This window comes from Ferrovibrio sp. (assembly GCF_017994015.1).
Lineage (GTDB): Bacteria > Pseudomonadota > Alphaproteobacteria > Ferrovibrionales > Ferrovibrionaceae > Ferrovibrio.
The window spans coordinates 85,537-109,062 of the sequence record NZ_JAGOLP010000001.1 but is presented as its reverse complement, the minus strand read 5'-3'; the positions used below and the strand labels follow the sequence as shown (position 1 = coordinate 109,062).

The window sequence follows — 23,526 nt, the reverse complement described above, 5'->3', positions numbered from 1 at the left end:
CGTAAATAGGCTGTACAGCGGGTTAATTCATCGACTTGTCTTTTGCCGGGTTGCCTAATCCTAAGGTTGAAGTTAAGAATCAGACCGAACTCCCCCAGCATAAAAAAAGATCGACCTTTGTTGACCATGTTCCCTTTGCAGCGCGACCGGCGCGGGCAGGCGGCTCAGGATGTTGTACAAGACGCCGCTGATCCGGTTGCCGAAACTGTTGTCGCCACACCGCCAGACCCGGCCGAAATGTCGGCGCGGCTTGACGATCTGCGTCGCCGCTTTGATCTCGCCCGCTCGGTGCCATTGGAAGCAGTACTGATCCTGGGCGATGCCGAACGGGTGGCGCGGGAGCTCAAGGATGGCTGTTTGCGGCTCGGCCTGAGCCATGCCGCCGAAGCGCTGGGCCTGCTTGGCGCCAGCCTGCGCCGGGCGGAATTGCTCAATCCGGTGCATATGGACCTGCTGCAACTGGAGCTAGAGGCGGTGCGGGCGCTGTTCCGGCTGGATCCGCGCCCATTGGCTGCCCATGCCGAGGAATTGCTGCGCACGCTAAGGCTTGCGGCGCGGCAGCAATTCGAAAGTGATTGAGGCCATCTGACCAGGCATAGAATCGGCTTGAAATCTGGCCGGGATGCCCGATGTTAGTGGTATGCCAATACGCCTGCCGGTTTTCCTGGCTGCCCTGTTGCTGCCGCTTTCGGCCTTGGCGAGCGATTCCGGGCTGCGCTCGGCTCAGCTTAGCTATGGGGTCTATGCGCTGGGTGGCCGTGCCTTCGATATTGAACTGGATGCTCGCGGCAATGCCGAGGGCATGAAAGTGATGTCGGCTGTGCGCAGCACCGGCACCGCCAATCTGCTGCTGCGTTTCCGTATGGAAAGTGATTTGCGGCTGCGGCTTGATCCGGCTGGCCGGCTTAGTCCGCTGCGTTATGCCAGCCAGAGCGACGGCAGCTTTTCCCGGCGCAGCGTTGTGATGGTGTGGGGTGAGGATGGCTTGCCCAGTACGGTTATTGATCCGCCGGCGGAGAATGACGACCGCGATCCCGTGCTGCCCGAGCAGATTCGCAATACTTTTGATCCCACCACCGCCTTGTTGGCACGGGTGCTGGCGCGGGATAGCGCTGCACCCTGCGCCGGCACTGACCAGATTTTTGATGGCCGGCGGCGCTTCAACCTGCATTACGAAGCGGTTGGCATGGAAACCCTGCCGGCCAGCGAACGCTCAGCCTATGCCGGGCCGGCATTGAAATGCCAGCTCCGCTTCGAGCCGATTGCCGGTTATACCCGCAAACACATGGAAAATACCCGCAAGCTGGAAAATGAAGTCACGGAAATGTGGCTCACCCGGCTGCCGGGCCATCCGGTCTGGCTGCCGGTACGGCTGCGCACCACCTGGATGCTGGGCGATGTTGCTGGCCATGTCACGGCAGCGCGGATCAATGACCGCATGGTGCTGAATCCACTGCAAGAGGCGCCGCCGCCAGCGCCACCGGAAATCGCGCCCTGAGCCGGGCTATCAGCGTTTGAACAGCCGTTCATCCCAGTTCAGACTCTGAGGCGGGCCGGCTTCGACCTGGGCAAAATCCGCATGGTCTTGATTGAGCAGGATATTATAGTCACCCTGCGCCGCCAGCGACGGCACACAAAGCGCCAGGCTGCGCCGGCTTTCATGCCAGGCATCGCCGAAGCTGCGCGCCACACGGCAATCCATATCATGCCAGCCCGGTAGGGCGGCTTCGTCCAGCCGCTCGATGCCGGCATGGCCGGGCAGGGTGATCTCGATCCAGGCATGGCTAGACGGCACGGCGCCAAAAGGCAGATGCACCAGCAATTCCAGCCGCGCCACTGCCAGCGAGGCGGCGGCATAAACAACGCGCCGGCCACGGCTATTCCAGCGCCCGCCATGCAGATAGGCGCCGAAACCATCCAGCAAAGGATGCCGGCGGTCAGCGATTCGGTAGGCTTTCACGCCGGCAGGCCATAGAAGATGCGCCAGAGGATGGCTTCCACTTCACGGGCGCCGATTTCGCTCAGGATGGCATCGGCCGGTTTGCTGCCGCCCAGTTCCGGCAGCGCGGCGCTCAGGAAATCCGGCACCATGGCCGGGCCGAGCACATGGCGTGCCACGGCCAGCACATGGGCGATGCGCACCGCCTTGTCACTTTCATCCGGGCTCAGGCGCCCGGCCTTGAGGCGGCGTTTCCAGGTTGTGGCCGGCAGAATCCGCTGTGGCTGGATGCCAAAGCCGGTGCCGAGCGCAGTGATGCTGCCGGTCGGCAGGCCCAGGCGGGCGGCCGCATCAAGCTGCTGCGCGGTGTTGATACTGTGGCGAAATACCGCCGCACCGCCCAGCACTTCCACGGTCTCGCGCAGGAATTCCATGCTCGCCTCCATATGGTCCATAAAATAGGTCCATATGGTTTGTATTGCAAGGCGGCTTGACAATGCCGGCCCAAGGCGGTTTATTCCGCCCGCTTTCCGGTTAGGGAAACTGCCCCGGTCCGAGGATCGCCGTCCGTCCGCGAGTGTCGCGCACGGGCGCGTTTTTCGTTTGGCTGCAGCCTGATCGGAACATCACAGGAGCTATCGGACACATGTTCGAGAATTTGAGCGGCAAACTCGGCCAGGTCTTCGACCGTCTGCGCAAGCGCGGTGCGTTGAGCGAGGCTGACGTGAATGAGGCGATGCGCGAAGTGCGCGTGGCCTTGCTCGAAGCCGACGTGGCGCTGCCGGTGGTGAAGAATTTTATCGACAATGTGAAGTCGAAGGCGGTTGGCCAGGAAGTGCTGCGCTCGGTGACCCCGGGCCAGATGGTCATCAAGATTGTCCATGACAACCTGATCGAAATGCTGGGCGGGCGCAGCGATGCCCCGGGCGCCGAAACCAGCGAGATCGACCTTGCCGCCGTGGCCCCGGTGCCGATCCTGATGGTCGGTTTGCAGGGCTCGGGCAAAACCACCAGCACGGCCAAGATCGCGCTGCGCCTGACGCAGAAAGACCGCAAGAAGGTGCTGATGGCGTCGTTGGACGTGCATCGCCCGGCGGCGCAGGAGCAGCTCAAGATTCTTGGCGAGCAGACCGGCGTGGCCTGCCTGCCGATCGTGCCCGGCCAGATGCCGGTGGAGATCGCCAAGCGGGCGCTGCAAGCCGCCAAGCTCGGCGGCTATGACGTGCTGATGCTGGATACTGCCGGCCGCCTGCATGTTGATGAAGCACTGATGCTGGAAGTGGCGGCGGTGCGCGATGCGACGCAGCCGCATGAAGTGCTGCTGGTGGCCGACAGCCTGACCGGCCAGGATGCGGTCAATGTCGCCAAGAGCTTCAATGACCGCCTGGGTGTCACCGGCATCGTGCTGACCCGGGTGGACGGCGATGGCCGTGGTGGTGCCGCGCTTTCGATGCGCGCGGTCACCGGCAAGCCGATCAAGTTGATCGGTGTCGGCGAAAAGCTGGATGCCATCGAGCCGTTCCATCCGCAGCGTATCGCGCAGCGTATCCTCGGCATGGGCGACATCGTATCGCTGGTCGAGAAGGCCGCTGAGACGATTGAGAAGGAAGAGGCCGAGCGCCTGGCGGCCCGGGTGCAGAAGGGCCAGTTTGATCTCAACGACATGGCCTCGCAGCTCAAGCAGCTGCGCAAGATGGGCGGCATGTCGAGCGTGATGGACATGCTGCCGGGCGTTGGCAAGATCAAGCAGCAGATGGCTGGCGCCAATATTGACGAGCGCGTGCTCAAGCGGCAGGAGGCGATCATCTCCTCCATGACCCGCGAAGAGCGCAAGAATCCCAAGGTGATCCATGCTTCGCGCAAGAAGCGGATTGCTGCCGGTTCCGGCACCTCGGTGCAGGATGTGAACAAGCTGCTGAAGCAGCATCTGCAAATGGCCGACATGATGAAACGCATGTCGAAGCTGGGGCAGAAGGGCTTCATGCGGTCGATGATGGGTGCCATGGGCGGCCTGCCCGGCATGCCGAAGTAGATTTTTCAGTTTCGCGTTATCACTGGTTCGAAGAAAGGAAGACCATGTCCGTCAAGATCCGCATGACCCGCGGTGGTGCCAAGAAGCGCCCCTATTTCCGCATTGTGGTGGCCGATTCGCGCAGCCCGCGCGATGGCCGTTTCATTGAGAAGATCGGCTCCTACGATCCGATGCTGCCGAAGGACCGCGAGCGCGTGCAGCTCGATGTTGAGCGTTGCAAGCATTGGCTCAGCCAGGGCGCCCAGCCGTCTGACCGCGTGGCGCGTTTCTTCGCCCAGGCCGGCCTGATGCAGTGGGAGCATGGCAACAACCCGGCCAAGGCGAAGCCGAAGGCCAAGGCGCAGGAGCGTATCAAGGCTGAAGCGCAGAAGGCCGCTGAGGCTGCTGCCGCTGCCGCCGCCGAGAATGCCGGCTAAGGTTTGAATCGGCAGCAGGTTGACCAGCAAGCATGGCTGACAAGGTCTGTCTCGGCATGATCACCACCGCGCATGGCATCAAGGGCGAAGTGAGGGTGCGAGCCTTCACAGCTGATCCACGCGCGTTGTGTGATTATGGTCCGCTGACCGACGAGCGTGGCCGCGTGCTGAAGCTGAAGCTGCGCGGGCAGCCGAAGGGCGAGATGATGGTTGCCGCCATCGAGGGCATTGCCGACCGCAATGCCGCCGAGGCGATGCGCAACACCCGGCTCTTTGTTGACCGCGCTGCTTTGCCGATGCCGAATGAGAGTGAATTCTACCATGCCGATCTGATCGGCCTGCGCGCCGAGACACCCGAAGCGGTGGTGCTTGGCGTCGTGGTGGGTTTGCAGAATTTTGGTGCCGGCGACCTGCTGGAAGTGATGCCGGTGGGCAAGTCGGCCAACCGAGACATCGTGTTTGTGTCTTTCAGTTCCGATTCGGTGCCGGAGGTGGATATCCCGGGCGGCCGTCTGGTTGTGGCGCCGGGCTTCTGGCTCGGCGATGCCGATGGCGCAAAGCCGGATGACGGGCTGGAGGAAGAGGAGAGCGGGAGCGCGTCGTGAGCATGGCGGCAGACCTGGCCTGGACGGCGCGGGTGCTGACCCTGTTCCCGGCGATGTTTCCGGGGCCGCTGGGCCAAAGTCTGGCCGGGCGGGCTTTGGAGCGTGGTTTGTGGCGTTTGCAGGCGGTGGACATTCGCGATTTCGCACGCGATAAACACCGCTCCGTGGATGACACCCCCTGTGGTGGCGGGCCTGGCATGGTGATGCGGGCCGACGTGCTGGCGGCGGCGGTGGATGATGCGATGCAGATGCTGCCCGGCAAGCCGGTGATCTATTTTTCGCCGCGTGGGCGAAGGCTGGATCAGGCTTTGGTGCAGGATTTGCGGCAGGCCGGCGGTGCCATTCTGCTTTGCGGCCGGTTTGAGGGTATCGACGAGCGTCTGCTCGAAGCCCGGCCGGTGACCGAGGTCAGCCTCGGCGATTTTGTGCTGTCAGGCGGCGAAGTGGCCGCCTTGGCGGTGATGGATGCGGTGGTGCGGCTGCTGCCCGGTGTGATGGGCGAGCTGGCTTCGGCCACCGAGGAGAGTTTTTCGGCCGGTCTGCTGGAATATCCCCAGTATACACGGCCGGTGGAGTGGGAGGGCCGCAGCGTGCCGGATGTGCTGCTGTCGGGCCACCACGAGAAGATCGCAGCCTGGCGGCGTGCGATGGCGGAACAGATCACCGCCCAGCGCCGCCCGGATCTGTGGGAGAGCTATCGCCAGGGCCGCTCCAAAGGCCGTGGCGGTGACAGTTGAACGACAGGTAGAGAAGAAAGGCTTTTGCCATGAACATTTTGCAGCAGCTTGAAAAAGAGCAGGCCGACGCCTTGGCAGCGGCGCGCGCGGTGCCGGAATTCGGCCCGGGCGACACGCTTCGCATCAATGTGAAGGTTTCCGAAGGTGGTCGCGAGCGTGTGCAGGCCTATGAAGGCGTTTGCATCGCCCGCTCCAATCGCGGCGTGAATTCCAGCTTCACCGTGCGCAAGATTTCGTATGGCGAAGGCGTTGAGCGTATCTTCCCGCTCTATTCGCCGCGCATCGAATCGATCGTGGTGGTGCGCCGTGGCGATGTGCGCCGCGCCAAGCTGTATTACCTGCGTGGCCGCACCGGCAAGTCGGCGCGTATCACCGAAAAGCGCTACGAAGCGCCGGAAGCCGCCAAGGCCTAATTTTTCTGTCTTGCTGGTCGGTCAGGCCCGGATGGGCCTGACCGTGCCTGCTGACGTTTTGTCTTGATCTGCCGCTGTGCCTGCACGCGGCAGCTTTGCCGTGATTCCGGCAGGGCGGATCCGAGCGGTTTACCGCTACGTCTTCTCAACAGCATGGGTGCATAACCCGGTTACACTATCGGCAAGCCCGGCTTCGTGCCATGGCGTAGTTTGCACTTGCAAGGGTGCATAATCTCAGGTTGTTCCCGTTAGCGAAAATTCACAGCCGTTAGTTATAAATAACTGTCCTGTAGGTGAGTTGGCCGCGATGATTGAGCAAGGTGAGGTTGAGGAGCGGTTATGAGCTTCATGTTCAAGCATATCGCAGCGATGAATCTGGCTTTCTGGTCTGAGATCGGTTCCAGGCTGAATCCGTTGCAGTTGCGTCGTCGCGGCGAGGCCGATCTGGCCAGCGCCGCCCGCCTGCATTGGGTGGACGAGCGGACTGCGCTGGGTGACCCGATGCTGGACCGGCTGGCGTGTTATTGGCGCCAGGCACGGCAGGGCAAGGCATTGCCGCCGGTTTCGGCCATCGATCCCTTCGCGCTGCGTTTTGCGTTGGGTAATATGGTGGTTGTGGAGCCAAGTGGCGACAGCATCGAATTTGCGGTGCGTCTCTATGGCAGCAAACTGGCCTATCGCAACGGCTATGATCTGACCGGCAAGATGTTGCGCGATATCCCCGATGTTGAAACCCGCCGTGCCACCGAACAGGCAGCGGCGCGGGTTTTGTTCGGCATGCAACCTTTGCTGATGCAGCGGCATCGCCTGCTGGAAGGCGAGATCGTGGATTATGCCGCCCTGCTGCTGCCGTTTGGCGATAGCACCCCCAGTCGCATTATCATCGCGCTCAGTTACCCCGACCGCCAGGATGGGGCGGCATTTGATAGTGAGCGGCTGTAGCGCTTGTAAACCACCCCTGCTCCGGTATCTATGGCGGCCTGCTCTACTGGAGAGGAAGCCATGCCGCAATTCACCTTCTATTTCGCTCCCGGCGCCTGTTCGCTGGCCAGTCATATCGCGCTGGAGGAAGCCGGCGTAGTTTTTGAGCCGAAGCCGGTCGCGCTGCGTAAGGGCGAGCAGATGAAGCCGGAATATCTGGCGCTCAATCCAAAGGGCAAGGTGCCGCTTTTGCTGGTGGATGGCAAACCGCTGACAGAGAATCTCGCTATCATCAGCTACCTTGCCAAGCTGTATCCGGCTGCCGGCCTGCTGCCCGCCAATGATGCGCTGGCCGAGGCCGAAGCCTTGTCGCTGCTATCCTATTGCACTGCTGGCCTGCATCCGGTGATGAGCCGCTTTTTTGGCCCGCAGCGTTTCTGCGACCTGCCCGATGCCACACCCAATGTGGTGAAGCTGGCCAGCGAGGCCAATGCCAAGAATTTTGCCATCGTCGACAAGATGCTTGCGGGTAAGGACTTCATCCTCGGCGCGTATTCCGCCGTGGATGGTTATCTGCTGGTCTTCTGGCGCTGGGCGCAGTTCCACAAGCTCGATCTGACGGCTTTTCCGAATTATGCCGCCCTGGTTGAGCGCGTGTTGCAGCGCCCGGCCGTGCAGCGCGTGCTGGCGCGCGAGCAGGAGGCCCAGGCTGCCATAGCCTGAACGACCGGCAGCTTTCGCTCACGCGAGCGTGATGGGCGGCGAGTTCTTATCCACCGCAAATTCTTTTCAGCAGTAAGCCGGGTTGGGGTAGCGTAAACAGGCCGCCCCAACTTGTCGCTAAACCAATGAAAAGGATGTCTTATGGCTATTGTTGAAAAATTCGGCCCGCTGCTGGGTCGCGTGCTGATGGCACTGCTGTTTGTCCCCGCCGGGGTCAGCAAGCTGACCGGCTTTGCCGGCACGGTCGGCTATATCAAGTCGGTCGGCCTGCCGCTGCCGGAAGTCGGTGCCGCTATTGCCGTGATTGTCGAGCTTGGCGTCGGCTTGGCCCTGCTGGTCGGTTACAAGGCGCGCTATGCCGCGCTGGTGCTGGCGCTATTCACCGTGGCTGCCGCCATCGGCTTCCATAATTTCTGGGCCATGGAAGAAGCCAAGGTGATGATCAACCGCATCCAGTTCTTCAAGAACCTGTCCATTGCCGGCGGCCTGCTGTTCATCGCCGCCTATGGCGCCGGGCCGTTTGCGCTGGATAACCGCACCAAGGATTGAAGCCGCAAAAAACTAGGGGTCAGCCGATGCCGTCAAGACGCACCGGCTGACCATGCGGCGTATGGGCGTAAGCCTCGGCCCAGGCATCGCGCATGGCGCTTAATTCCTCAGGCGTCACCAGGCCTTTCCGTGCCAGCAGGTTTTGCAGCGCTGCCAGCCAGCGTTCGTAATAGGCGCCGCCGTCATTCGGGCCGCAATCGGCGCGCTGTGCGCTTAATTCGCCACCCAAAGCCTCGGCCCATTCGCTCCAGGCAAAGGCGCCGGCCTCATGCAGCCGCAGCACCATGGCAAAAGCCTCGGCCTGCCAGGGTTCGGCAAAGACCGGGCCGCCTTCGGCATCGCGCGGCAGCGGCCCGAGCTGGCCCAGCTTCAAGTCATGCGGCTTCAAGATGCGCATCCCACAGATCGGCGCGGATTTCGCCGGCATAACGCGCCGCCGGCCCCCACACCTCGGCCACATCGAACACCACATTGTAGAGGTGCTGCGGGTCTTCGCCGTTGAAATGCGCGTTGCTGTCGGCAAAGACATGCAGGCCATGGTCCAGGCTGATAATGCCGATCTTGCCGCGCAGATAGCGCGGCAGCCGGGTATGACCGGCCGGATGATGGTTCAGCGCCCGCACACGCTGGCCGATCTGGAACCGCCCGGGCTTGCCGTTCGGCCGTTCGGTCGGGCCGCCGCGCGCCAGGATGCCCGGCACCTGTTCGGCCCGTACCGCCGCCACCTTGGCCGGCGCGCCATTCGGGATGCCGCTGGCCAGTTCCTCGGCGCTCAGCAGGCCGCGCTGCACCAGCAGCTTTTCCAGCCCGGTCAGCCAGCGTTCGTAATAAGTCTCGCGGATATAGGTGCGCGCCGGGCTGGCTTCGCGGGCATGGCGCGAGGCGTCGATATTCCATTGCCCCAGGCTGCCAGTGGCGAGCGTGATGGCCAGGGCGCGCTTTTCCCAGGCGCCATGAAAGATCGGCTCATTCGGCTCCAGCGGCAGCGGGCCAAAGCCTTCCATGCCACCCATGTCATGCACACTATTCATGCCGGATTCTCCTTGCCAGCCGGCCGGGCCAGACCGGTGCCGATCATGCTGTCGCGCGTCACCAATTCGGCCAGTTGTGCTTCGCTCCAGCCCTCGGTGCCGGCCGGCCGTTCCGGGATCACCAGATAGCGGATTTCAGCGGTGGAATCCCACACGGCAATCTGCTTGTCCGCTGGCAATGTCAGGTCAAACTCGGCCAGCACGGCGCGCGGATCAAGCACGGCGCGGGCGCGGTAGGAATCTGATTTGTACCAGACCGGCGGCAGCCCCAGCACACTCCACGGATAACAGGAGCAGAGTGTGCAGACCACCAGGTTATGTTTGTCCGGCGTATTCTCCACGATCACCATATGCTCGCCCTGGCGGCCGGTATAACCCAGTTCGGCGATCGCCTTGGTGGCATCCTGGCGCAGCCGGGCCAGATAGGCCGGGTCGCTCCAGGCCTTGGCCACCACATGGGCGCCGTTGCGCGGCCCCACCTTGGTCTCGTAGGTGTCGATATACACATCCAGCGCCGCCGGATCGACCAGGCCCTTGCGGGTCAGCAAGGTTTCCAGCGCCTTCACCCGCAGCGCGGGATCGGATGGCACATCGCTATGGTCATGGTGATGATCGTGGTCGTGGCTCATGCGGCAATCTCGCTCAGCAAATCGGGCAGGCGGTGAATGATCTTGTCAGGTCGTATCGTGCTATCTGGCGGCAGGCCCTGTCCATAGGCATCGCACCAGATGCCGCGCATGCCCAGCCGCTGCGGCACTTCCACTTCCCATTCCAGATTGTCGCCGATCATCCACGTTTGCGCCGCCGCTACGTCCAGGCTTTCCAGCGCATGGCGATAGGCGCGTTCCTCGGGCTTGCCGAAGCCGGCTTCGCCCTCGATCTGGATATGGTGGAACCAGCGCAGCAATTCAAACCGCTCCACCTTGGCGCGCTGGGTATGGGCGGCGCCATTGGTGATCAGGGCCAGCTTCACGCCGGCCTGGCGCAAGTGTTCCAGCGTCTCCACCGTGCCGGGAAACAGGTGCATCTGCTCGCGGCGATAGCTGGTGTAACGGTCGGCGATGGCGGTGGCCAGGCTGGCATCAGGCACGGCATGGCCGGCCTCGGCCAGTTCGGCCAGCGCGCCGGCCACGATGCGGCGGCGCGCTTCCTCCAGATTGAGCCGCCAATGCTTGTGCATGTCGCGGTCGCTCCAGAAACGGCGGCCAAAACTGCTTACCGCATCAGCCAGGGCGGCGGCTGGCAGGCCGCTCAAGGCGGCATCGAATTCCGCTGCCACCACTTTCCAGGCTTTCTCCGGCTCGCCATAGGCCGAGAGGATGGTGTCGTCCATATCCAGCAGGATGGCTTCCGGTAAACGATGCAGACTCACTGGCTCACTTCCTCGATCAGCCATTCGCGCAGCAGCTTGATCCGGGCCGCCTCGGCCATATGCTCCAGGCAGACCAGCCAATAGGCGCCGCGCACCGGCAGGGTCTTGTCAAACAATTGCACCAGCCGCCCGGCCTTTATCTCCTCGGCCACAAAGGCCGGGTCCATCACCGCCACGCCCATGCCCTGCACGGCGGCCTGGATGGTGAAGCTGCGGGTCTCAAAAACCGTGCCCACCGTCGGGTCCACCTCGGTCACGCCCATGGCGATCAGCCAGATGCGCCAATGTTCAAAGCGGTTCTGCGAATGCAGCAGCTTGTGGCCCACCAGATCGGCCGGCTTGTGGATGCTGCGGGCCAGGTCCGGGTGGCACACCACGGTCAGCTCCTCGGCAAACAGCCTTGTGGCATGCAGGCCGGGCCAGTCGCCATTGCCATAGCGGATGGCGCAATCCAGGCCCTCGCGCTCCAGGTCCACCGGTTTCATCGAGGTGGTGATGCGCACATCGATATCCGGATGGCGGGCCTGGAAACGCGGCAGGCGTGGGATGAACCAGCGCATCGCCACGGTGGAGAACATGCTGATGGTGAGCGGGCCTTCGCCGCGCCGCGCTTCCAGCCGGGCCAGGGCATGCGCCAGATGGTCAAAGCCCTGCTGCACATCGGGCAGGATCAGCTGGCCTTCGGGTGATAGCACCAGGCCTTTGCGGGTGCGGTTGAACAGCGGCACACCCAGCAATTCCTCCAATTGGCGGATCTGGTGGCTGATGGCCGACAGCGTGACCGACAATTCCTCGGCGGCGGCAGTGAAATTCAGGTGGCGGCCGGCAGCCTCAAAGGCCTTCAGCGCATTGAGCGGCAGCAGGCGCCGGCTGGCCACGCCGGCCGAGGGCGGCGCAGGCGTATCCTTGGGGCTGCTGGCTGGGTTTGCGGCGGGCATGAGTTTTCCTCGTTTCCAGCTTGATCTTAATTCGACCCAATCGGCGCGGAAAGCCCTTGCGGCGCGGGCTTTCCTCCAGTTCAATCCCCGGCCATCACAGGGAGCGGGCACAGGCCCGGCCCTTGAGGAAACGTACGCCCCACAAAACGGACGGAAAGTCATGACCGCGCCCCGCACGCTTTACGATAAAATCTGGGATAGCCACCTGGTTGCCGAAGAGCTGATCTATATCGATCTGCATCTGGTGCATGAAGTGACCAGCCCGCAGGCTTTCGCCGGACTGCGCGCCGCCGGCCGCAAGGTGCGGCGCCCGGATGCCACCGTGGCGGTGCCGGATCATAATGTGCCGACCACGCCGGATCGCCTCAAAGGCATCATTGCCGACGAGGAATCACGCATCCAGGTCGAGACACTGGACAAGAATGCCAAGGAATTCGGTGTCGTCTATTACCCGATGAACGATATCAACCAGGGCATCGTGCATATTGTCGGCCCCGAGCAGGGTTTCACCCAGCCGGGCATGACCATCGTATGCGGCGACAGCCACACCGCCACCCATGGCGCCTTCGGCAGCCTGGCTTTCGGCATCGGCACCTCGGAAGTGGAGCATGTGCTGGCGACACAGACCTTGCAGCAGAAGCGCGCCAAGAACATGCGCATCGATGTGGATGGCCAGCTTGGCCCGGGCGTGACCGCGAAGGATATCATCCTCGCCGTGATCGGCCGCATCGGCACTGCCGGCGGCACCGGCTATGTGATGGAATATACCGGCAGCGCGATCCGTGGCCTGTCCATGGAAGGCCGCATGACGGTGTGCAACATGTCGATCGAGGCAGGCGCCCGCGCCGGCCTGATCGCGCCGGATGAAACCACTTTCGAATACCTCAAGGGCCGCCCGCATGCGCCGAAGGGCGCTGCCTGGGAACAGGCCCTGGCCTGGTGGAAGACGCTGCCTTCCGACGACGGCGCCAAGTATGACACCGAGGTGTTCCTCAAGGCCGAGGATATTGTGCCGCATGTCACCTGGGGCACCAGCCCGCAGGATGTGGCGCCAATCACCGGCGTGGTGCCAAACCCGGCCGAGGTGGCCGATGAAGCCAAGCGCGCCGCCCTGGTGCGGGCGCTGGATTACATGGGCCTGAAGCCGGGTGAAAAGCTGGATAGCCTGCCGGTGCAGCGGGTTTTCATCGGCTCCTGCACTAATGGCCGCATCGAGGATCTGCGTGCCGCCGCCGCCGTCGCCAAGGGCCGCAAGGTGGCCCAGGGTGTGCAGGCCATGGTGGTGCCGGGTTCCGGCCTGGTGAAGCACCAGGCTGAGGAAGAGGGTCTGGACAAGGTGTTTCTGGAAGCCGGCTTTGAATGGCGCGAGCCGGGTTGCTCGATGTGCCTGGCGATGAATGCCGACCGGCTCAATCCGGGCGAACGCTGCGCCTCAACCTCGAACCGCAATTTCGAAGGCCGCCAGGGTCCGCGTGGCCGCACCCATCTGATGAGCCCGGCAATGGCCGTGGCGGCGGCCGTCACCGGCAAGCTTGCCGACGTGCGCAGCCTCTGAGGGAGAGAACATCATGGACAAGTTCACCACTCTGACCGCCGTGGCAGCACCGCTGCCGATGCTCAATGTCGATACCGACATGATCATCCCGAAGCAGTTCCTCAAGACAGTGGAGCGCACCGGCCTGGCGCGCGGCCTGTTTTTTGAATTACGCGAAGATGCCGAAGGCAAGAAGAATCCCGATTTCTTCATGAATCAGCCGCAATACCAGGGCGCGCAGATTCTGGTGGCCGGCGACAATTTCGGCTGCGGTTCCAGCCGCGAACATGCCCCCTGGGCCTTGCTCGATTACGGCATCCGCTGCGTCATCTCCACCAGCTTTGCCGATATCTTCTACAATAACTGCTTCCAGAACGGCATTCTGCCGATCAAGCTGCCGCAGGAAGATGTGGACAAGCTGATGGATGATGCCAAGCGCGGCCAGAATGCCCGCGTCACGGTTGACCTGGATCGCCAGGAAATCACCGGCCCGGATGGCGGCGTGATCAAGTTTGAGATCGATGCCTTCAAGAAGCATTGCCTGCTCAACGGCCTCGACAATATCGGCCTGACGCTGGAGAAGAAAACCAGTATCGACGATTACGAGACCCGCCAGCGTGCCAGCCAGCCCTGGCGCTATGCCCAGGCCGGCCGCACCGCCTGATCTGCCACCCTCGTCATGCGCGGACTTGATCCGCGCATCTCTGAGACCCCCGGGTCAAGCCCGGGGGTGACGAGTGCTGAACTTCAAGAAAAGGAAACACCATGTCCAATCGTACCATGCTGATGCTGCCCGGTGACGGGATCGGCCCCGAGGTGATGGGTGAAGTGCGCCGCGTCATCGAATGGATGGACAAGCGCCGCCATGTCTCGTTCAACGTGAAGGAAGATCTGGTCGGCGGTTCGGCCTATGAGAAGCATGGTACGCCGCTGGCCGACAAGACCATGGAAACCGCGCTGGATTGCGGCGTGGTGCTGCTCGGCGCCGTGGGCGGCCCGCAATGGGATAACCTGTCCTTCGACAAGAAGCCGGAACGCGGCCTGCTGCGGCTGCGCAAGGAAATGGACCTGTTCGCCAATCTGCGCCCGGCCAAGTGCTTCGATGCACTGGTGGAAGCCAGCACGCTGAAGCCCGAGATCGTCCAGGGCCTGGATATCATGATCGTGCGCGAATTGACCGGCGGTGTGTATTTCGGCCAGCCGCGCGGTATCGAGACCCTGCCCAATGGCGAGCGCCGCGGCATCAATACCCAGGTTTACACCACCAGCGAAATCCGCCGTGTCGCCGCCGTGGCGTTCGAATTGGCACAGAAGCGCAATGGCAAGCTGACCTCGCTGGAAAAGGCCAATGTGATGGAATCCGGCGTGCTGTGGCGCGAGGAAGTCACCAAGCTGCATCAGGAAAAATACCAGGATGTGAAGCTGGAGCATATGTATGCCGATAATGGCGCCATGCAGTTGGTGCGGGCGCCGAAGCAGTTCGACGTGATGGTGACCGACAACCTGTTCGGCGATATCCTGTCGGATGCTGCCGCGATGCTCACGGGCTCGCTCGGCATGCTGCCGTCTGCTTCCCTCGGTGCGGCTGACCCGGTAACCGGCCGCCGCATGGCTTTGTTCGAGCCGGTGCATGGTTCGGCGCCGGATATTGCCGGCAAGGGCATTGCCAATCCGCTCGCCACGATCCAGAGTTTCTCGATGGCCCTGCGCTATGCCTTCGATCTCGGCCAGGATGCCGACCTGATCGATCAGGCGGCAGAGAAGGTGCTGGGCAGCGGTGTGCGCACCGCTGATCTGGGTGGTGGCTCGGCCAAGGTTGGCACCACCGGCATGGGCGATGCGCTGTTGAGGGAGCTGGACAAGCTGGCGGCGTAACGCCGAAACGGCTATACTCGCTCCAGCATTGATAGGTGGAGGGATTGATGACCACGATGAAACTGATTGGCCGCAATCTCTCACCCTATACCCGCCGCATTGCCATTGCGCTTACCCTGCTGGATATCCCGCATGAGCGGGAATATCTCTCGGTCACCGCCAATCCGCAGCGTGGCCTGGAAATCAACCCGGTCGGCCGCGTGCCGGCCTTGCAGCTTTCAGATAGCGAAACCCTGGTCGAATCCGGCGCCATCCTGGATTACCTGATGGAACTGGCCGGGCCAAAAAGCCTGGTGCCGCCCCGCGGCAAGGCGCGGCGCGATTGTTTGCGCCTGATGGCGGTAGCCTGCGGCGTGCTCGACAAGGCGGTGGCGGCGATCTACGAAGTGCGGCGCCGGCCGGCCGAGAAGGTGCATGAACCCTGGCGCCAGATGCTGCTAAGCCAGGCCACCGGCGGCTTGGTGGCGCTGGAAGCCGTGTCGCCGCAGCCCTGGCTGCAGGGCGAGCATTTTTCCATGGCCGATATCACCGCCGCCGTCACGGTCAGTTTCCTGCGCGTGATGCTGCCGGAATTGCTGCCGCCGGGCGTCTATCCCAATCTGGAAGCGCTCACCACCGCCTGCGAGGCGCTGCCGGCCTTCAAGGCGCATCCACTCGAAACGCCCTGAGAATTTTATTCGCCCGTCAGGGCGAAGTGCCGCAGCATGCTGACCTGGCCATTCCGGATTGCCAGCAGATGCAAGGCGTCTATGCGGCCGCGCGCCGGCGGCATCACATCCTCGCCAAACTGGCGCAAAAAGGCCTTGGCGGAATAGACCGCGCCGAAACGCGATAGCGTCACATGCGGATCAAACTCGCCTTCCTGCGGCAATTGTTCGCGCATCTCGTTCAGCACCCAGGCGCTGCTGGCATCGGGATGCAGGTAGACCAGATTGGGATATTTGCCGCCGCGCGGGTCGCTATACCAGCTCAGTCGGTCGCAGGCGATGTCAAACGGCGCAAAGCTGGCGGCCAGGATGGCGGCGGCGGCACTCACCGTGGCTTCGCTCAGGCTTTCGGTGGGAAAAACCAGCGTCACATGCGCCGGCACCATGCCATGTTGCGGGTCATGCGTGCGGCGGATCGCGTCAATCCAGCTGGCGGCGCCTTCCTCCCAATTCGGGATGGCGATCAGGGCAATGCTCATGGCCGGCCATCATGCATGATGCCAAATCTAAGCCTTCCACCGCCGGGCTGTCATCCGTTAGCTTTACCTGATGGAATACACCCTGCTGCTTGCCACTTTTCTTGCCGGCGCCGCCTATGTGCTGATGCCCGGCCCGGCTTTCCTCGCCCTGCTTGGCATCGTCGCCGGCCAGGGCCGCCGCGCCGGCCTGAATTTTGTCGGCGGCCATCTGGCTGGCGATATTGTCTGGGCCAGCCTGGCGCTCACCGCCATTGTCGGCTCGGCCTCGCTTGGCCGGCTGGCTTTTGACCTGCTCGGTCTGGTCTGCGGCATCTATCTGTTCTGGCTCGGCTGGAAAGCCTTGCGTGCCAAGGCCACCGAAGATGGCGGCACCGACCAGCGCGTTGATCGCCCGGTGCTGCGCGGCGTTGCCTTCGGCCTCACCAATCCAAAAGGTTATCCGGTCAGTGTGGCGATGTTCACGGCCTTGCTCGCCAGCCAATCGGCGCAGCTCACCTGGGCCAACCTGCCGCCCCTGCTCGGCGCCGCCTTTATCGGCTTCATCGCCGCCGACCTGCTGCTGATTGCCATTATCGGCCTGCCGCCGGTGCGCCGGCTCTATCGCCGCCATGCCCTGCTGATCACCCGCGCCACCGGGCTGATGTTCATCGGCTTTTCATTGCAGGCTTTGTGGCAATCCGGCGGCGGGTTGCTGCTGCGGCGAAACTAGCCGGCTTTCAGCGCCGCCTCGATCAGCGCCAGCCTATCATTGCCGAAATACATGTCGTGGCCATCGACGAAAATGGTGGGTGAGCCGAAGCCGCCGCGTGAGATCACTTCATCGGTATTGGCCTTCAATTCGGCCTTGATCTCGGCATCATTCACCGCCTGCTGCAAGCCGGCCTTGTCCAGCCCGGCGCGGGCACAGGCCTCGGCCAGCACAATTTCCTGGCTGATATCCTTGTCCTCGCCCCAATAGAGTTCAAAACAGGCGCGCGCCAGTGCGGCCTGCTTGCCCATCGATTCGGCCCAGATGCAGGCGCGCATCGCCTTCACGCTGTTGACCGGAAACACGCTGGGCGGAAACTTGATCTTCAGCCCGGCCTGTCGCGCCCAATCCTGCAAATCCTTCTGCATGTAACTGGCTTTGGCCGGCACCGGATTCTCGCGCATGGCATAAACGCTGGGATTGACCGCGTTGAACACGCCGCCAACCAGGATCGGCTTCCATTCGATTGGCTCGCCCAAGCGCTGCGCCATCGGTTGCAGATTGTGAAAGGCCAGATAGGTCCAGGGGCTTGAAACGTCGTAGAAAACTTCCAGGCGGGCCATGGTTTTGCTCCGGTTCAGGCGGCAGGCGCAAGGATGAAGCCGGCGCGCGGGAAATGCACATGCACCAGGCCGCATTCCGGCGCTTCGCGGCGGATGGTCACGCTTTGCTGGTCCAGCGCCACCAGCTCGCCGATGGTTGCATCGCGGCCGGTATCGTCGGGTGTCACGCTCACCCGCTGGCCGGGCTTGAGGCCAAGCGCATTCGGCGCCACGCCGCGTGTATCGGCAGCGGGCTGTGCCGCCAGCGCCACCGCCAGGGCGGCGCTGCCTGTCATGTCATGGCGCGTGCCATGGCCGAAGGCGGCGATGCGGTCGGCCCAGGCATTCAGCAGCGGCAGGTCAGCCAGGGCATCGCTCTTGGCACGGTCGCGCACGAACCACACCGGATGATACAGCGCCAGATCGGCCAGGCCCGGAGCGTCGCCCAACAGGAAGGCGCGGCCGTCGCGCAAGGAGTTTTCGGCCCAGCCGAGATGGGCGCGTAACGGCCCCTGCATCACGGCGGCCTGCATTTTCAGTTTGCTGCGATCCAGGCTGCGGCCGGAAAACGCGGCGCGGTCAGCAAAGAAGGCATCGGGCAGATGTTCGCCCATGATGCCAAAGGCGGTGGCCACGGCGGCGCTGAACAGCGGATGATCGGACCAGAAGGCAAAACCTTCGGCCAATGTGCCAGTGCCGAGCGGCGGATTTGGATAGCGGCGATCCAGTTCGCGCAGGATCACCTGGCTGTCACAATAGATATCGGCGCCGATCTGCAAGACCGGTGTTTTGCGATAGCCGCCGGTCAGCGGCATCAGGTCCGGTTTCGGCATGATCACCGGGATGGTGACGGAATGCCAGGCCAGCTGCTTGATGCCAAAGGCGATACGCACCTTTTCGGAAAATGGCGACGTGCCGTAATGATGCAGAATCAGCTCTGGCATGATTTCCTCCCCATGATTGGAGAGAATCTAAGCGCGCTTACGCAGCGTTAGGCAAGGCCCGCCAGCAAATCCTGCTGCATCTCGTGCAGCCGGCGGCGGAACAGCGCCGCATCATCCAGCGCCCGGGCCAAGGTAAGTGCGCCCTGGATGCCGGCCACCACGGCTTCGGCCTGGCTTTGCGCCTGTTGCATGCCGGCGCGGCGCAGGGCGGCGGCCAGGGCTGCCACCCAGCGGGCGAAATAGCTTTGCAGGGCGGCGGCGAAACGGTCGCGCGTGGCATCCAGGGCAAAGGCGCCCATCAGGCAGACACGGCCGCCGCCATGGAAATAACGCTCGGTGGCGCCGAACATGGCGGCGATGGCGGCCGGCGCATCCTGGGCGCTGTGCAGCGGGGCATAGATTGCGGCCTCGAACCAGGCATCGATATGCGCCAGTACTTCGGCCGCCATCTGCTCCTTGCCGCCGGGGAAGTAGTGATAGAGGCTGCCTTTGCCCAGGCCGCTGGCCGCGCTCAAGGCGCTCAGCGAGGCGCCTTCATAGCCACGACTGCGAAACACCTCGGCGATGCGCGCCAGGGCGTCGTCGCGGCTGATCAATGCTGCCGGCATCACAGGCCCAGGGCGGAAAGACCTGGATAATCATCCGGCCGCCGGTCGTTATCCGTGCCGCGCGGCCACAGGAATTTGCGCTCGGCAGCGCTGATACGCAGATCGTTGATGCTGGCCTCGCGGCGCCGCATCAGGCCATATTCGTCGAATTCCCACTGCTCGTTGCCATGGCTGCGATACCATTGGCCGCTATCGTCATGCCATTCATAGGCGAAGCGCGCGGCGATGCGGTTGCCGGTGAAGGCCCATACCTCCTTGATCAGCCGGTAATCCAGTTCGCGCTGCCATTTACGCTGCAGGAAGGCCTCAATGGCGGCGCGGCCCTGCACAAATTCGGCGCGATTGCGCCACCAGCTATCCTCGGTATAGGCCAAAGCCACGCGGGCCGGGTCGCGGCTGTTCCAGGCATCTTCGGCCAGGCGGGCTTTCTGTGCGGCGCTCTCGGCGCTGAAGGGCGGCAGGGGTGGGCGGCTCATGGCTGGTCTCCGCTATTGTACCTATCGGTACAATAGCGCCTGGCCTGCTCCGCGCAAGTCTTTCAGCGCCCCGGCTCGGGCTGGTTCTGGCGCAGGAAGCCTTGCAGGCCGGCCTCGTCCAGTTCGGCCTGTTCACGCGCTGCCTGTTCACGGGCCAATTGCGCCAGGCGGTTTTCCTTCACCAATTCGTATTTCTTCAATTCGCGGAAAGCCTCGTTCACTTCCTCCTGGGCGGCGGCGATCTTGTCCAGCACCTCCTCGCGTGACGCCATCAGGCGGTCCACCTTCTCGCGATTCACCCGGCGATAGCCGGTGAAGGCATAGCCGGCTTCCAGCGAGGTGGCGGCAAAGCGGCGCTCGCGCTCCAGTTCGTCATCCAGGGCCGCAATCTGGCGCTCCAGTTCGGCGCGCAGCACTTCCAGGTCCACGATCACCCGGCGCTTGTCATCCAGGCGCCATTTCGACAGGCGGATCAATCCATCCAGGCCACGCATGGTTCAAGCCTTTCTCAGCGCGCCATCTGCGCATCGCCGGTGGCAAAGATATCGGCCAGGCCGACATAGCAGGAACCCAGATCGGCGCGTTCGCTCTTCTGCTGCTTGAGGAAGGCATCCAGCGCCGGCTGGTAGCGAATCGCTTCATCCACGCGCGGATCAGAGCCCATGCGATAGGCGCCAAGCCGGATCAGTTCGGCCATGTCCTCATAAGCCGCCATCAATTGCCGGGCGCGGTTCACCAGTTCATTCTCGGTCACGCTGTTGCAGCCCGGCATGGTGCGAGAGATCGACCGCAGGATATTGATCGCCGGATAGCGGCCGCGTTCGGCGATGCGGCGTTCCATCACGATATGGCCGTCAAGAATGCCGCGCACTGCGTCGGCAATCGGCTCATTATGGTCGTCGCCATCCACCAGCACGGTGAACAGGCCGGTGATGCTGCCTTCGCCGATGCCGGGGCCGGCGCGTTCCAGCAGGCGCGGCAATTCGGCAAAGGCGGTCGGCGGATAGCCCTTGGTGGTGGGCGGTTCGCCGCCGGAAAGCCCGATCTCGCGCTGTGCCATGGCAAAGCGGGTGACCGAATCCATCAGGCACAGCACCTGTAGCCCCAGATCACGGAAAAACTCCGCCAGCGTCAGGGTCATGTAGGCCGCCTGGCGCCGCACCAGGGCGCTTTCATCCGAAGTCGCCACCACCACCACGGTGCGCGCCAGGCCGGCCGGGCCAAGATCGTCCTCGATGAATTCCTGCACCTCGCGGCCACGTTCGCCGATCAGGCCCACCACGTTCACATCGGCCTCGGTGTAGCGCGCCATCATCGACAGCAGCACGGATTTACCCACGCCCGAGCCGGCGAAGATGCCCATACGCTGGCCCCGGCAGCAGGAAATGAAGGTGTTGATGGCGCGAATGCCAAGGTCGATCTTGGGGCCGACGCGGCGGCGCGAATTGGCCGGCGGCGGATTGTTGCGCAAAGGATAGGGGCGCAGACCATTGGTCAGCGGCGGGCCGCCATCCAGCGGCTTGCCCTGGCCGTCGATAACGCGACCGAGCCAGCTCACATCCGGATAGACCACCGGCTGTTCCTCGGCCACCACGGCGCGGGTGCCAAGGCCGACGCCTTCCAGCGAGCCATAGGGCATCAGCAGGGCGCGATTTTGCCGGAAACCCACCACTTCGCCTTCCACCACGCGGTTGTCGCGTGCCAGCAGGCGCACCCGCGAGCCGATCGACAGGTAGCGTTCCACCCCGGCCACCTCAACCAGCAGGCCCTGGATCGAGACCACCCGGCCGGTGAAGCTCATATCCTTGATACGCTCAAGATCCATCAACAGGCTTTGCATCGGCGGCTCCTTCAGGCGACAAGCCTAGCACCGAAAGGCTTAAGCGGCGGTAAAAGGTTAACGTGGATGACGTGGCGGCAAGAATTCGTTAACTTTATTTATTAAGAATGGTAAACTACCGCGAATCGCCGGGTTATAGCTAAAAACCGGGCTTCGCGGCGGCCGGGGAAGTCGGTCTAGCGGATAAAGCCAGAGGGGGCTGCCATGCGCGTATTGCTGATCGAAGACGATGCCGCTACCGCCAAGAGCATCGAATTGATGCTCGGGCATGAGGGCTTCAATGTCTACAAGACCGAGTATGGCGAAGAAGGCCTCGATCTCGGCAAACTCTATGATTACGACATCATCATTCTCGACCTGAACCTGCCCGACATGCATGGCTATGACGTGCTGCGCAAACTGCGCGCCGCCAAGGTCTCGACGCCGATCCTGATCCTTTCGGGCATGGGCGAGCCGGATAAGAAGGTGAAGGGCTTAGGCTTCGGTGCTGACGATTATCTCACCAAGCCATTCAACAAGGATGAGCTGGTGGCGCGTATCAACGCCATCGTGCGCCGCGCCAAGGGCCATGCGCAAAGCGCGATCCAGACCGGCAAGCTGCTGGTCAACCTGGATGCCAAGTCGGTGGAAGTGGGCGGCCAGCGGCTGCATCTCACCGGCAAGGAATATTCCATGCTGGAACTGCTTTCCTTGCGCAAAGGCACCACGCTGACCAAGGAGATGTTCCTCAATCATCTCTATGGCGGCATGGATGAGCCGGAATTGAAGATTATCGACGTATTCATCTGCAAACTGCGCAAGAAGATCGCTTCGGCCACCAGCGGCGACAATTATATCGAAACGGTATGGGGCCGCGGCTATGTGCTGCGCGATCCCGATGCAGCATCGCCGCCGCAGGCCGCCAATGCCCCCGGTGCGCCGAAACGCGCCGCGATGGGTCGATAGGCGCCGCGCCCAAGCGCGCCGCCTCAACCATCCCACAACACAGACCGTCATGGTACGCGAAGGCGTACCATCCACGTTTTTTAACTGGCTGAGAAACAAGGCATTCGTGGATGGTCGGCCTGCGCCGACCATGACGGCTTTATTGTGATTAGCCAACGATCAAAACCTAAACCGGCCCGCGTCTAGCCCTCGGCGGCAAGCTCGCGTAAAATCATCCCATGTCACTGGATATGGATGCCCTGGTTGAACGCCGCCGCCTGAGCCGCAAGGTTTTCTGGTGGCGCCTGGTTGCCGTGCTGGCCGTGCTGGCGCTTTGCCTGGGGCTGTTCTACCGCCTTGATCCCGGCAATCTGCTGGAGCGCAACCGCGCCCATGTTGCGCGTATCGAAATCAACGGCGTGATTGCGCAGAATGCCTATTGGGCCGAGCAGCTTGAGAAAGTGGCGCGCAACGATCAGGCCCGGGCGCTGATTGTGCAGATCAATTCGCCGGGCGGTTCCACCTATGGCGGCGAAGCGCTGTTTGCTGCGATCCGTGGCGTGGCGGCGGAAAAGCCGGTGGTGGCGGTGATTGGCACGCTGGGCGCATCCGCTGGCTATATGGCAGCGGTGGCGGCGGATCATGTGGTGGCGCGTGAAACCTCGCTCACCGGCTCGATCGGCGTGTTGTTCCAGACCGCCGAATTCTCCAAATTATTGGAAAAGATTGGCGTTGGTGCCGAAAGCATTGCGTCCGGCGCACTCAAGGACGAGCCCTCGCCGATCAAGCCGTTATCGCCGGCCGGGCGCGAGCAGATCCGCCGCATGGTGCAGGAAACCCATGACTGGTTTGTTGGCCTGGTGGCCGAGCGGCGCAAGCTTGATCGCGCCGTCGTGGCCAAGCTGGCCGATGGCCGGGTTTATTCCGGCCGCGCCGCGCTGACATTGGGGCTGATTGACGGCCTGGGCGCTGAAGCCGAGGCGCGCGACTGGCTGGCGGGTGCGCACGGGATTTCACGCAACCTGCCGGTGCGCGAGATATCCGCCACACCGCCAACCTCGCTGATGGCCGACCTGCTGGGCGGCATGGCTTCCGGCCTTTTTGGAAAAACCCTTTTAGCCGAACGGCTTAGGCTTGACGGACTGGTTTCGGTTTGGCACCCTGACTAGGCAA

At 63.0% G+C, this 23,526-nt stretch carries 31 protein-coding genes; 17 read left to right on the top strand and 14 right to left on the bottom strand.

What is annotated here, in order from left to right; translation table 11 throughout:
* Positions 1–120: 120 nt before the first annotated feature.
* Entirely contained in the window at positions 121–579 is a 459-nt protein-coding gene (locus tag KBB36_RS00570; RefSeq protein WP_290975441.1) for a hypothetical protein, read from the top strand.
* Positions 580–640: 61 nt separating this feature from the next.
* On the top strand, positions 641–1,498 hold the full coding sequence (locus tag KBB36_RS00565; protein WP_290975439.1) for a DUF3108 domain-containing protein: 858 nt from the start codon (positions 641–643) through the stop codon (positions 1,496–1,498).
* A gap of 9 nt (positions 1,499–1,507) precedes the next feature.
* Here the strand turns inward: KBB36_RS00565 and KBB36_RS00560 are convergent, their stop codons facing one another.
* Together KBB36_RS00560 and KBB36_RS00555 are read right to left on the bottom strand one after the other, a co-directional pair.
* Positions 1,508–1,960 (bottom strand): RES domain-containing protein, encoded by a 453-nt coding sequence (locus KBB36_RS00560; RefSeq protein WP_290975437.1) that lies wholly within the window; start codon positions 1,958–1,960, stop codon positions 1,508–1,510.
* Positions 1,957–2,373: an antitoxin Xre/MbcA/ParS toxin-binding domain-containing protein gene (locus KBB36_RS00555; RefSeq protein WP_290975435.1), complete on the bottom strand. Its 417-nt coding sequence runs from the start codon at positions 2,371–2,373 to the stop codon at positions 1,957–1,959. Before KBB36_RS00555 ends, KBB36_RS00560 begins: the two co-directional genes overlap by 4 nt.
* A gap of 212 nt (positions 2,374–2,585) precedes the next feature.
* Between KBB36_RS00555 and ffh the strand changes: the two genes are divergently transcribed.
* The 8 genes from ffh to KBB36_RS00515 all read left to right on the top strand — a co-directional run bounded on the left by ffh (position 2,586) and on the right by KBB36_RS00515 (position 8,335).
* Positions 2,586–3,971 carry a signal recognition particle protein gene (ffh, locus tag KBB36_RS00550; protein WP_290975433.1) on the top strand — a complete coding sequence of 462 codons (1,386 nt, stop codon included), beginning with the start codon at positions 2,586–2,588 and terminating at the stop codon, positions 3,969–3,971.
* Positions 3,972–4,015: 44 nt separating this feature from the next.
* A complete protein-coding gene (gene rpsP / locus KBB36_RS00545; protein ID WP_290975431.1) occupies positions 4,016–4,387 on the top strand; it encodes a 30S ribosomal protein S16 in 372 nt (123 codons plus the stop codon).
* 32 nt (positions 4,388–4,419) lie between these two features.
* Positions 4,420–4,992, top strand: coding sequence for a ribosome maturation factor RimM (rimM, locus tag KBB36_RS00540; RefSeq protein WP_290975429.1), 573 nt, complete (start codon positions 4,420–4,422; stop codon positions 4,990–4,992).
* A 2-nt stretch (positions 4,993–4,994) separates the two neighbouring features.
* Positions 4,995–5,729 (top strand): tRNA (guanosine(37)-N1)-methyltransferase TrmD, encoded by a 735-nt coding sequence (gene trmD, locus KBB36_RS00535; RefSeq protein WP_290975979.1) that lies wholly within the window; start codon positions 4,995–4,997, stop codon positions 5,727–5,729.
* Between the two features lie 29 nt (positions 5,730–5,758).
* On the top strand, positions 5,759–6,142 hold the full coding sequence (gene rplS / locus KBB36_RS00530; protein WP_290975427.1) for a 50S ribosomal protein L19: 384 nt from the start codon (positions 5,759–5,761) through the stop codon (positions 6,140–6,142).
* 339 nt (positions 6,143–6,481) lie between these two features.
* The gene (locus tag KBB36_RS00525; protein WP_290975425.1) at positions 6,482–7,084 is read left to right on the top strand and encodes a PAS domain-containing protein; all 603 of its coding nucleotides are present in this window, start codon (positions 6,482–6,484) and stop codon (positions 7,082–7,084) included.
* A gap of 60 nt (positions 7,085–7,144) precedes the next feature.
* Positions 7,145–7,786, top strand: coding sequence for a glutathione S-transferase N-terminal domain-containing protein (locus KBB36_RS00520; RefSeq protein WP_290975423.1), 642 nt, complete (start codon positions 7,145–7,147; stop codon positions 7,784–7,786).
* A 141-nt stretch (positions 7,787–7,927) separates the two neighbouring features.
* On the top strand, positions 7,928–8,335 hold the full coding sequence (locus KBB36_RS00515; protein ID WP_290975421.1) for a DoxX family protein: 408 nt from the start codon (positions 7,928–7,930) through the stop codon (positions 8,333–8,335).
* A gap of 19 nt (positions 8,336–8,354) precedes the next feature.
* Here the strand turns inward: KBB36_RS00515 and KBB36_RS00510 are convergent, their stop codons facing one another.
* From KBB36_RS00510 to gcvA, 5 genes are read right to left on the bottom strand one after another with little or no spacing between them, the layout of a single operon-like run.
* A complete protein-coding gene (locus tag KBB36_RS00510) occupies positions 8,355–8,723 on the bottom strand; it encodes a nitrile hydratase accessory protein (protein WP_290975419.1) in 369 nt (122 codons plus the stop codon).
* Entirely contained in the window at positions 8,710–9,366 is a 657-nt protein-coding gene (nthB, locus tag KBB36_RS00505; RefSeq protein ID WP_290975417.1) for a nitrile hydratase subunit beta, read from the bottom strand. The genes KBB36_RS00510 and nthB overlap by 14 nt, the downstream gene beginning before the upstream one ends.
* Positions 9,363–9,995 carry a nitrile hydratase subunit alpha gene (nthA, locus tag KBB36_RS00500; protein WP_290975415.1) on the bottom strand — a complete coding sequence of 211 codons (633 nt, stop codon included), beginning with the start codon at positions 9,993–9,995 and terminating at the stop codon, positions 9,363–9,365. The genes nthB and nthA overlap by 4 nt, the downstream gene beginning before the upstream one ends.
* Positions 9,992–10,738 (bottom strand): HAD family hydrolase, encoded by a 747-nt coding sequence (locus KBB36_RS00495; protein WP_290975413.1) that lies wholly within the window; start codon positions 10,736–10,738, stop codon positions 9,992–9,994. The genes nthA and KBB36_RS00495 overlap by 4 nt, the downstream gene beginning before the upstream one ends.
* Positions 10,735–11,676, bottom strand: coding sequence for a transcriptional regulator GcvA (gene gcvA, locus KBB36_RS00490; protein ID WP_290975411.1), 942 nt, complete (start codon positions 11,674–11,676; stop codon positions 10,735–10,737). The genes KBB36_RS00495 and gcvA overlap by 4 nt, the downstream gene beginning before the upstream one ends.
* A 160-nt stretch (positions 11,677–11,836) precedes the next feature.
* Here gcvA and leuC point away from each other — a divergent pair, with 160 nt between their 5' ends.
* The 4 genes from leuC (at position 11,837) to KBB36_RS00470 (ending at position 15,753) form a co-directional block, all read left to right on the top strand.
* Positions 11,837–13,231: a 3-isopropylmalate dehydratase large subunit gene (gene leuC / locus KBB36_RS00485; protein WP_290975409.1), complete on the top strand. Its 1,395-nt coding sequence runs from the start codon at positions 11,837–11,839 to the stop codon at positions 13,229–13,231.
* A gap of 13 nt (positions 13,232–13,244) precedes the next feature.
* Positions 13,245–13,874, top strand: coding sequence for a 3-isopropylmalate dehydratase small subunit (gene leuD, locus KBB36_RS00480; RefSeq protein WP_290975407.1), 630 nt, complete (start codon positions 13,245–13,247; stop codon positions 13,872–13,874).
* A gap of 101 nt (positions 13,875–13,975) precedes the next feature.
* Complete coding sequence (gene leuB, locus KBB36_RS00475) at positions 13,976–15,085, top strand: 3-isopropylmalate dehydrogenase (protein ID WP_290975405.1); 1,110 nt, start codon at positions 13,976–13,978, stop codon at positions 15,083–15,085.
* 47 nt (positions 15,086–15,132) lie between these two features.
* A complete protein-coding gene (locus KBB36_RS00470) occupies positions 15,133–15,753 on the top strand; it encodes a glutathione S-transferase family protein (protein ID WP_290975403.1) in 621 nt (206 codons plus the stop codon).
* Positions 15,754–15,758: 5 nt separating this feature from the next.
* Here KBB36_RS00470 and KBB36_RS00465 read toward each other — a convergent pair whose 3' ends face one another.
* Positions 15,759–16,271, bottom strand: coding sequence for a 2'-5' RNA ligase family protein (locus KBB36_RS00465; RefSeq protein ID WP_290975401.1), 513 nt, complete (start codon positions 16,269–16,271; stop codon positions 15,759–15,761).
* A gap of 70 nt (positions 16,272–16,341) precedes the next feature.
* Here KBB36_RS00465 and KBB36_RS00460 point away from each other — a divergent pair, with 70 nt between their 5' ends.
* Complete coding sequence (locus KBB36_RS00460; protein ID WP_290975399.1) at positions 16,342–16,980, top strand: LysE family translocator; 639 nt, start codon at positions 16,342–16,344, stop codon at positions 16,978–16,980.
* On the opposite strand, the gene KBB36_RS00455 is transcribed toward KBB36_RS00460, so the two are convergent.
* From KBB36_RS00455 to fliI, 6 genes are all read right to left on the bottom strand, one after another.
* A complete protein-coding gene (locus KBB36_RS00455; protein WP_290975397.1) occupies positions 16,977–17,582 on the bottom strand; it encodes a 2-hydroxychromene-2-carboxylate isomerase in 606 nt (201 codons plus the stop codon). The genes KBB36_RS00460 and KBB36_RS00455 overlap by 4 nt on opposite strands.
* 14 nt (positions 17,583–17,596) lie before the next feature.
* Positions 17,597–18,505 carry a glutathione S-transferase family protein gene (locus tag KBB36_RS00450; protein ID WP_290975395.1) on the bottom strand — a complete coding sequence of 303 codons (909 nt, stop codon included), beginning with the start codon at positions 18,503–18,505 and terminating at the stop codon, positions 17,597–17,599.
* A 47-nt stretch (positions 18,506–18,552) separates the two neighbouring features.
* A complete protein-coding gene (locus KBB36_RS00445; RefSeq protein ID WP_290975393.1) occupies positions 18,553–19,113 on the bottom strand; it encodes a TetR family transcriptional regulator in 561 nt (186 codons plus the stop codon).
* Positions 19,113–19,589, bottom strand: a complete 477-nt coding sequence (locus KBB36_RS00440; protein ID WP_290975391.1) for a nuclear transport factor 2 family protein — start codon at positions 19,587–19,589, stop codon at positions 19,113–19,115. Before KBB36_RS00440 ends, KBB36_RS00445 begins: the two co-directional genes overlap by 1 nt.
* A gap of 62 nt (positions 19,590–19,651) precedes the next feature.
* Positions 19,652–20,083, bottom strand: coding sequence for a flagellar FliJ family protein (locus KBB36_RS00435; RefSeq protein WP_290975389.1), 432 nt, complete (start codon positions 20,081–20,083; stop codon positions 19,652–19,654).
* A gap of 14 nt (positions 20,084–20,097) precedes the next feature.
* Positions 20,098–21,429: a flagellar protein export ATPase FliI gene (fliI, locus tag KBB36_RS00430; RefSeq protein ID WP_290975387.1), complete on the bottom strand. Its 1,332-nt coding sequence runs from the start codon at positions 21,427–21,429 to the stop codon at positions 20,098–20,100.
* Between the two features lie 204 nt (positions 21,430–21,633).
* Between fliI and ctrA the strand changes: the two genes are divergently transcribed.
* Together ctrA and sppA are read left to right on the top strand one after the other, a co-directional pair.
* Entirely contained in the window at positions 21,634–22,374 is a 741-nt protein-coding gene (ctrA, locus tag KBB36_RS00425; RefSeq protein WP_290975385.1) for a response regulator transcription factor CtrA, read from the top strand.
* 218 nt (positions 22,375–22,592) lie between these two features.
* Entirely contained in the window at positions 22,593–23,522 is a 930-nt protein-coding gene (gene sppA / locus KBB36_RS00420) for a signal peptide peptidase SppA (protein WP_290975383.1), read from the top strand.
* Positions 23,523–23,526: the final 4 nt, after the last annotated feature.